The sequence below is a fragment of the Schlesneria sp. genome (genome assembly GCF_036405755.1).
Taxonomy (GTDB): domain Bacteria; phylum Planctomycetota; class Planctomycetia; order Planctomycetales; family Planctomycetaceae; genus Schlesneria; species Schlesneria sphaerica.
Genome location: NZ_DASWWZ010000293.1, coordinates 1 through 8,768, shown reverse-complemented (window position 1 = coordinate 8,768; position 8,768 = coordinate 1). Strand labels below are relative to the sequence as shown.

7 protein-coding genes are annotated in these 8,768 nt (G+C 54.0%); 5 read left to right on the top strand and 2 right to left on the bottom strand.

Features of this window, described 5'->3' with window-relative positions; translation table 11 throughout:
• The 3 genes from VGE80_RS10315 to VGE80_RS10305 form a co-directional block, all read left to right on the top strand.
• Positions 1-595 (top strand): HpcH/HpaI aldolase family protein (locus VGE80_RS10315; RefSeq protein ID WP_440592604.1); only part of this gene is annotated, 595 nt, incomplete at its 5' end.
• Positions 596-885: 290 nt separating this feature from the next.
• Complete coding sequence (gene panB / locus VGE80_RS10310) at positions 886-1,707, top strand: 3-methyl-2-oxobutanoate hydroxymethyltransferase (RefSeq protein WP_440592603.1); 822 nt, start codon at positions 886-888, stop codon at positions 1,705-1,707.
• Positions 1,708-1,764: 57 nt separating this feature from the next.
• The gene (locus tag VGE80_RS10305) at positions 1,765-3,003 is read left to right on the top strand and encodes an aminotransferase class V-fold PLP-dependent enzyme (RefSeq protein WP_440592602.1); all 1,239 of its coding nucleotides are present in this window, start codon (positions 1,765-1,767) and stop codon (positions 3,001-3,003) included.
• 33 nt (positions 3,004-3,036) lie between these two features.
• Here VGE80_RS10305 and VGE80_RS10300 read toward each other — a convergent pair whose 3' ends face one another.
• Complete coding sequence (locus VGE80_RS10300) at positions 3,037-4,449, bottom strand: hypothetical protein (RefSeq protein WP_440592601.1); 1,413 nt, start codon at positions 4,447-4,449, stop codon at positions 3,037-3,039.
• Between the two features lie 1,652 nt (positions 4,450-6,101).
• Between VGE80_RS10300 and VGE80_RS10295 the strand changes: the two genes are divergently transcribed.
• Complete coding sequence (locus VGE80_RS10295) at positions 6,102-7,046, top strand: acyltransferase family protein (RefSeq protein ID WP_440592600.1); 945 nt, start codon at positions 6,102-6,104, stop codon at positions 7,044-7,046.
• Between the two features lie 122 nt (positions 7,047-7,168).
• Here the strand turns inward: VGE80_RS10295 and folK are convergent, their stop codons facing one another.
• Positions 7,169-7,972 (bottom strand): 2-amino-4-hydroxy-6-hydroxymethyldihydropteridine diphosphokinase, encoded by an 804-nt coding sequence (gene folK / locus VGE80_RS10290; RefSeq protein ID WP_440592599.1) that lies wholly within the window; start codon positions 7,970-7,972, stop codon positions 7,169-7,171.
• Positions 7,973-8,296: 324 nt separating this feature from the next.
• Here folK and VGE80_RS10285 point away from each other — a divergent pair, with 324 nt between their 5' ends.
• The gene (locus tag VGE80_RS10285) at positions 8,297-8,482 is read left to right on the top strand and encodes a hypothetical protein (RefSeq protein WP_373651890.1); all 186 of its coding nucleotides are present in this window, start codon (positions 8,297-8,299) and stop codon (positions 8,480-8,482) included.
• Positions 8,483-8,768: the final 286 nt, after the last annotated feature.

Sequence of the window (8,768 nt, the reverse complement as noted above, 5' to 3'; positions counted from 1 at the left end):
GCGGGAACATGGCCTGGACACTTTTTGCCGAGTGGCACCGACGGACTATGCGACGGTGACCCGCTGCTTTGAAGCAGGCTCAAGCGGCATCATGGCGGCTCAAATCTTCAGCGCTCAGCAAGCGGAAGAATTCGTGCGATGGGCCAAGTTTGCTCCTCGCGGATGGCGCGGATTGAACGCCGGGGGCTGGGATGCCAAGTTTTCCATGATTCCCGCCGCCGAGTTCACGCGCAAAGCCAACGAAGAAACCTTCGTCGCCATCCAGATCGAGACTCTGTCATCGCTGGAACAGTGCCGGGAAATTGCCGAGATCGACGGCGTCGATGCGCTCTTCGTCGGCCCCTCAGATCTCAGCCAGAGCCTCGGCGTCACCGGACAGTTCTTTCACGAAAAATGCCTGGAAGCGATCGATAAAGTCGCAATGGCCTGCCGCGAAGCTGGCAAACCCTGGGCGGCGGTCACATTCAATGCTCAGCATGCAGAGATGCTGCTCAGCAAAGGATGCAAAATGCTGTCTCCTACGAATGACATTCGCTTGGCGGTCGCAGGGGTTAACTCGGTGAAGAAAGATTTTGCTGAATTGTTCTCGAAATAGTTTCCGGACCGGCTGGCAGGGTGTGACCCAGCAAAACGGGGAATGATAACTGTCCCTCCCCCCCTTTCGAGATGTCCTGAAAAAGCCGATACAGTCTGCTGCCACGGCTGCAGCCCCGGCAATTCGGCGAATTATCCTCGCACTGGGATCGCCGCCGAACCTCCCGAGGAGACCGCGGGTCGGACATGGGTTGCCGGAAGCGTTAACATTGAAATTGAGCGTTGCGTCCCCCAGGGAATGTCTGGATGGCCGAGACGCTGCCCCTATTTTGCGGACAGGAAATTGCTGGTATGTCTGAATCTCGCCCTAGCACTCCCAAGATTTCGCCGATGTCGGTGCCCAAGTTTGCCGCGGCGAAAGGGCGCGAAAAGAAGCTGACTGTTTTGACAGCTTACGATTTTGCGTTCGCTCGGTTGTTCGATCAAGCCGGTGTCGATGCGATCCTGGTGGGCGATTCGTTGGGGATGGTGGTACAGGGGAAATCCTCCACAGTCCCTGTCACCCTCGATGAGATGATTTACCACGGCGAAATGGTCGTGCGAGCCACCTCTAGAGCTCTTGTCATCGTCGATCTCCCTTTTATGTCTTATCAGGTCAGCTCGACACAGGCGCTTGAAAATGCCGGACGAATTCTGAAAGAAACCGGAGCGGGAGCGGTCAAACTGGAAGGGGGCGTCCACCAGGCCGACACAATTCGTGCACTGGCCGCTGCCGATTTGCCCGTCATGGCACACGTCGGCATGCGTCCCCAGTCAGTCATGAAAATGGGGGGGATGTCTAAGGTACAGCGCAACGAGGAAGCCCTCCTGGCCGATGCCAAGGCTGCCGAAGATGCTGGTGCCTTCGGAGTTGTGCTGGAACTGATGCCGCAATCCGTTGCCGCACGCATTACCAGAGAACTCTCCATCCCGACCATCGGAATTGGTGCGGGACCCGATTGTGACGGACAGGTCCTGGTGTGCCATGACATGCTGGGGATGAATCAGCAGTTCCATCCCAAATTTTTGAAGCGCTACGCCGATCTTCAATCCGTGATTCTCGAGGCGACGACACGGTACTTGCAGGAAGTACGGGATGGCGAGTTTCCTGGTGCAGAACACACACACCAGTAATCCCAGACATACGCCCTCTGGCGCATGCAAGTTCCGTTTTCACGAAGGGGCATTTGCTTGAACTATGTACCCCCGCCACGATCCGAATGGTCAATTCCCGAAGATATCACGTACCTCAATCACGGCTCGTTCGGCCCCTCGCCCCGCGTCGTGCAAGAATGCCGTGAAGACTGGTCTCGACGGTTGGAACGCCAGCCGATGGATTTCTATCTCACGCAGATGGAACCGGCGCTCGATGAAGCCATGAGCGTGCTGGCACGATTCGTTGGGGCAGACGCCAGAGATATGGTGTTTGTTGATAATGCGACCGTGGGAATGAACGTGGTTGCCGCCAGCCTTCCTCTGCAGGCTGGCGACGAGGTTTTGCTGAATGATCATGAATACGGAGCCGTGTTTCGAATCTGGAGGCAACGATGCCAGCAGACAGGTGCCCGCGTTGTCACAGCGAAGCTCGGACTCGGATCAATCCCCGAGACCACGGCGGAAATCGCTTCCGGTCAGCAATATGGCAGCGATCCCGCTGCCGCCGTCGTGAAATCCATCTTCGACGCTGTTACCCCCCGGACCAGGCTGATTGTCGTCAGCCATGTGACTTCGCCCTCAGCCATTGTTCTTCCTGTCGCAGAGATCTGCCGTAAAGCACGCGCCCGCGGGATCCCAGTCTGCGTCGATGGCCCTCACGCCATCGCGATGCGTGACGTCAACCTGGGTGAACTCGACTGCGATTACTATTGCGCCAGCTTGCATAAGTGGCTCTGCGCGCCATTTGGTTCGGGATTCCTGTACGTGAAGCGCCAACACCAACGAAGCCTGACGTCGCCTGTGACGAGTTGGGGTCGAAGCTTGGGTGGCAGACCAGAACGGTGGCAGGACCAGTTGAACTGGCTCGGAACAAGGGACCCTGCTCCGAATCTCGCGGTGCCCGCAGCCATCAGATTTATGGAACAGGCGGGACTTGAGCAGTTTCGTCTCTGGACGCATCAATTGGCTGCGTCGGCTCGACAGAAAATGGAATCCCGCTGGGGACAGACAGCCTGGATTCCGGACTCGATTCAGTGGTATGCCTCGATGATCGCCATCCCTCTGAAAAATGACGGTTGGAAGAAGCCAAAGCCCAACGCCATGCATCCACTCCAACAACGTTTGCGTGAACGCTACAGGATCGAAATACCAGTCACAAATTGCTGCGACCAATCGTTCCTCAGGGTGTCTTGCCATCTCTATAACACAAACGACGACATCGACCGATTGATCGATGCCGTCGAGGAATGTCAGGGGCACGAGGCGAATCTCTGACCACCCAGGTTCACACAGTACTCGCGGGCACGATCAGCGACTGTGAACGTAAGCTCCCATATCCACCACCTGCGATTTTCGATTGACGTAGACGATATCGCGGGGGGCGAAGTTTCGGGTGCTCCCGCGACCAATCGCGTAGCTGTTTTTAGCGAGCCGAAAATCAAACTGGGCGGTTGACGGTGACCACTTCGTGAATACTTTTTCCGGTGACGTGTAGGGGATCGATCGCTGCCACGGCTGCCAGCTTTTCGTGAATGCCAGGTTTGAATCGAACAGCACTCCCTTCTCGGGAAGGGAATACGTCGTCGCGATATTGTTTCGGACGACGACATTCTTGTATTCCCCGAAGATACCTAGCCACGAATCGTGGTTCTTCGCCTGCGAGATAATGGTGTTGTTCAACACGGAAGAATTCTTCAGATTAAACAGGGAGAGGCCGTGGAATCCTGCGGCTCCGACCACATTATTCGTGACCGTTAAATTATCCCAGTCCCCCTGAAAGATCACGATTCCCTGCATATAGTCATCACCCTGACCGGTGGACACCGGAGGAATCAGCGGGTAAGCGCCGGTCGAAGCCAGGACGGTGTTTCCATCCACAATGACGTTCTTGGTATCGCGTTCATCCCACGCGGTATAACCTTGCATTCCGTCATGATGGTAACCATTGTTCCAAAGACCGTAATGATTTGTAATGCGGTTACGACTGATAATTGAATTGCTTGCGGTGAACTGAATTCCGTCATTCGCGAAATAGTCAACTGAATTGTTTGACACGTCCAGCGAATCGCCTGACACCGCGATCCCGTTCTCTACATTCGTGATAATATTCTTGCTGATGGTCGAATTCGTGAGCTTGTTCGTAAATATCGCGTGGGGGGCACTCAGCGTGGCCCAGTTGCGGGGACTCCACTTGCGGACGTCTGCTTGCGAGCGAAATTTATTCGCGTCAATGATCACCTCATTGGACTGCTGAATATTCAGAAGAACCTTACGGTCCCCAGCCTTGGGAATATTCTCAAATGTCACACCTCGCACGACCCATTTTTCACAGTTCGACATCGTCATCGTTTTGATGATGGGCGTCTGACTCGGACCTGCCTGAATCGTGATGAAGTCAGCATTGGTGTGCGATGGGCCCCAGATTCCAATGTCTCCATGATTACCCGACATCAGATAAATCAAATCACCCGGACCGACTTTCCCATTTGATCGAGCCCTGCCGTCGATCAAGTTTGCATCAATGATCGACTGAAGTGACCCCCACGGCTTTTTCGCCGATCCATCGCCCTTCGTCGTTGAGCCTTTTGAGGGGTCCGCGAAGAAAACTTTTCTTGGTGCGGCCGGCGTGGACGCGCCGGGACCTGCAATTGCACCTGAATTCACCAATGCGACAAGTGCCGCCATCAGAATGGTTGAGACCTGTCGCGTACGAGAACCCATTGGTCCAGTCTCCGTTCTAGTCAAAATTTACAGAGGCTTAAGATCAGACACTCCCCCATTCCAGGAGGAGTGTTTATGAATCGAAAATAAGATGGGCAGTAGAGGGGCATTCAGGCGGCTTACAAGCGCACGGAAAAGCACGCTCAAACGATAGTCCGTAGACTGCCGCTAATCACACGTTACGAAGTATGCCTGGAGACATCAATTGAGCCCGACATACCATCTGTTAGCGTGATGGACCGGAAGTCGGCGACAACACTCAAGTGATGATCTGATCCTGTCGGTTTTATTCACTTCCGGGCGGAAGCGAAATAATCGTGAGACTGGACCGTACACTTAATTTCAAAGCTAATTACAGGTGTTATGGATAAAGACTAAAACAATGTACTTATCTCAACTTCACCTGCGAACAATAGATTTGGACTATTTCCACGCGTCGATAAAATCAACGCTGACATTAGTGATTACTGCATTACAGCACGAATGGCTGTGTCGCATCGTCGGTCTTCTACTCGTTAATCAGGATTTGAGTCAAGACTGTTCGATACATATTTCAGTATCGCTGTCAAGTACTTGTCTAGTACACGACACCCCACCCTCGTGGAGCAAATCGGAGCAGAGTTGACACTCAGAGACGCGTTTCCCGGGAGGATTTCTCGGCCGAGCGAGGGACGTTCAGCCTCCGCGGAGTACCTTTCCTTGGAGAGATCTCGCCAAAATTCAGACTGGCAACACTCAAGCAAGTCTCCCCAAACGCCGGTGAAGCGAGCATGGCGCACTTGTTGCAAACGCCGTCCTGAAACAAACTTGTGATTTCCAGAGGAACTGAATCTGCCGAGGTGATCAACGCGCCCTGAGCGATCAGTGACGAGTTGGCGCGACAACCGCAGCCGGATGACGTCCATCGAAAGTCCGTGAGGAATCGCAGGCTAGAGCAGGCGTACCCGAAGTGAACCTGAATTGATCGTAACATTGAGGTGGGTGGGCGAAAACGCTTGAACCGAGTCTGCTCTCGTTCCGAGGGGACTTCGCCCATCCTCCCACAAACTACCCAACCTCTCCTGAAAAAGAGCACGCAACCTCTGAACGAACCTTCGGTCTCGCTAACCTGGAATAGATAGGAAGCCTGGAGGATGCCTTCGACTCTCGATTCAAGCCCCGTGCGAGGAAATCGGGGAACCTGAGCGTCCGACCTTCCAGCCAACAATTTAATTCTGATTCCTAAGCCAAATCCATCAAGATCCACCGATACAAAACTCTTGAAGTGGGGCGATTCGCCTCAGTTCTCAGCAATTTTCGCAAAAGTTTGTGGCGGACGTCCTCCGAAGCACAACATCTGCAGGCAAGAAATTCTTCCGAGATTGAAAAAACTTTTCCGCCAAGTTAGTAAAGAGTTTCCAACGCGTGCAGTGAGATCCATTCTTCATGCCATTCGCACCTTCTTTCGCCTGCTGGAATGGAAGTTGCTAACAACGCGAGACGCGATTCTATGTTTTTGAGAGCAAGCACTTTAGAGTCGCAGCGGCCTGGTTGAGGGGCCGAAATCACTAGACACCGTTGAACTAGGCGACCAGGACTTTTTATTGTGACGAGTTTTTCAGCGACTCAGTCACGGACGAGGCTAAGCTTGAGTAGACACAGGAACGACCGATATGAGCACTGACGTGCAATCGGTCCAGACGAGCGAGTTGCCATCCGTCACAGCCGCGAGATCAAACCGGAATGTAGCGCTGGATTTGCTTCGGATTGTCTCTGCTCTCGGAGTTGTCTGGTTCCACTGTAAGGGGCCGGGAAAATTCCTGGCTTATGCCGGTTTGCCTGCACTCATCGCGTTATCTTTGGGGCTTGCTACGGCGCCCGGTGCATCAGCGCCCTTCTCCCTGATGGTCGTGAAGCGTGCGAAGCGACTTCTGTTGCCATGGCTGTTCTGGTGCGCCGTCTACGGAGGCGCGAACCTGATCAAATCACAAGGGCTCAAAGAGATCTCCAGGCATCCCGCTAACGAATGGGCATTCCTGGCAGGCACATCACTTCACCTGTGGTATCTCCCCTTTGCCTTTCTCGTCACCTGTCTTGCGCGACCATTGCAGGCCTACATTTATTATTCGGAACGGACAGCGGGTGCGACGGCCGTGATGCTTGTGAGTGGCACGACCGCGATCTGCGCCTGGATTCTGGAGACGACCACGTTTCCCGCCCCTTTTGGACAGTGGGTATTCGGATTTCCCGCTGTCGCCGTGGGGCTTTCGCTCCCCCATTCGGGCGGCTTGTCCAGAAAGACATTACGCGTTGTCTCGCTTGTCCTCGCAGTTTCTATCGGGTGTCTTGCGACGCACTCACCTGCGTTTTATATCCCCTGCATCCTGGGAACAGCAGCAATCGGAGCGGCCTGGCTCGTCCACATCCCCGCCCTTGGCTGCATAAGCTGGCTAGCCGGGCTTAGCTTTGGGATCTATCTGGTCCATCCGTTCGTGCAATTTCTCACCTGTCGATTGACACCACTGCATGAAGGAGGACTACTTGCGATTCTGGTGATCCTGATTTCGATCGCGGTCACGGACGGCCTTAAACGAACTCCACTCAGACACTTCATGTGATTTCGGCCAGACGACACGCAATCCCAATTCTGCATCGCGTGGGCGTCACCGCCTGAGCTGTCCGTTGTTCTGCGTCGTCATCCACGGCAACGGTTGTCCCCTTTGCTTGTAACTGGCTCTGCTCACCAATCACTGATGCGAAGAGGTTTGTCAAAGATCGCTGTGAAGGCAGCGGTCAGTTTTTCATGCCGATCTCCAGGCGAACGGCGCAAATCAATGACCGTCTGGTTTTCGCAGGGTGGGCCACCAGCAAAACGAATTAGCAGTGCTTGTCTGGTCGGGTCTTTTGGATGCACAAATTGAATATCAGGAAACTTTGGCCGGATCAGGGCCGCTAATGCTTCCATGTGTTCCATAGGAACATCCAGTAACTTAACCGGTAACGGGCGAATCTGGATTCGACCCAGCATTTCTCGTGTGGTCTCTCCATGTAGGGGATGGCGCCACTCAGCAGCGACTTCGGCGAGCGGATCTAATACGAATCGACGATACGTCAATGCCGGGTGGGGCACGATCAGATTAGTCTCTTCGATTACGCTGCAGCCATAACTCAGCAGATCAAGATCAAGCGTCCGCGGACCCCAGTAGATGTCACGTACTCGTCCAAGCTGCGTTTCCACCGATTGCAGGGCGCAGAGCAGTTGACGGGCATTCAATCTGGTTTTCAGTCCGCAGATGGAATTCAGGAATTCGCTCCCTGATTGCGCTCCCATCGGTGCAGAACAATAAAGTCCCGAGCGTGGACCGAGTTCTATATGGCGGTGCAAGCTGAGAAGTGCCAGAGCGGCATCAAATGTGGCTTTGACGTCCCCAACATTCCCACCGAATGAGATCCAGCACTGCATTTGTGTGGGAGTTGACGGCTCCAATTCCCGGTGACGTAATTCAAGATTCGGTTGCAGACCACTCTGAACGAGCCCGTCCATGGCTCCTCCTAAGAGCGTGCAGGAACTTCATCTGACGTAAGCGTATTTACGATCATACCGTGAATCCAGGCCATACTCGAAGTTGAAGGAAGTCGATCGCTCGCCGAAGCCAAGCGTGCACAATCCTTTTCAACTAGAGCACTGGTGGCAAGTCGGTTCCACGAGTTTTTGTGGAAATGTCGGAGAGAAGATGGAAAAAACCTGGCGAAACCGGCTTTTTTGTTGCCAAAATTTCAAATTTGTTTACGCTGGCAGGCGTCGAGCGAGTTCAGTCGTTCGGTTCTTTAGCAATTCGGAGCCGTTAGTACGGTGGAGGAGGGTATCGTGAGCGGACTGGTTATGTTCGAACAAGTCAGTAGCCATGATGTCGATCCAGTAGAAGAAATGCGGATGCGCACCTGGGCCAGGCGACACTATGCGCCCGCCGAACAGCGAGATGGATCCTGGCATCCGATTGTCCTGGACGAGATGTTCCGGAAAGATCGCGAGGGACAAGTCAAACCCCGGTAGCGGCGACGGTGAGCCTTCGAGCGTGTCTCCAGCTAAAAGCTCAGCCCGCGACCAGATTGGTCAGCGGGCTTTCAGCCATGCGGGACTGCACATCCGTGTCGAAAGTTCAGAGCGGTTCAATTCCTCCCGAGTCATTAAACCGACCGCAACCTTCTCAACGTGGACTCTCCGTACTTACTTCTTTTGTGAGTCTCCAAGCTTCGAATTATTCACGCCGGTCTTCAGAACCTTACCCTGACCGGTTGATTGCGTACCGACGGCTTTATTGACACCGCTTGCAGGCAGG

Excerpts from the sequence above, each read along its gene's own strand:
- VGE80_RS10300 (WP_440592601.1), bottom strand. The coding sequence starts at position 4,449 with ATGGGTTCTCGTACGCGACAGGTCTCAACCATTCTGATGGCGGCACTT.
- VGE80_RS10295 (WP_440592600.1), top strand. The coding sequence starts at position 6,102 with ATGAGCACTGACGTGCAATCGGTCCAGACGAGCGAGTTGCCATCCGTC.
- folK (WP_440592599.1), bottom strand. The coding sequence starts at position 7,972 with ATGGACGGGCTCGTTCAGAGTGGTCTGCAACCGAATCTTGAATTACGT.
- panB (WP_440592603.1), top strand. The coding sequence starts at position 886 with ATGTCTGAATCTCGCCCTAGCACTCCCAAGATTTCGCCGATGTCGGTG.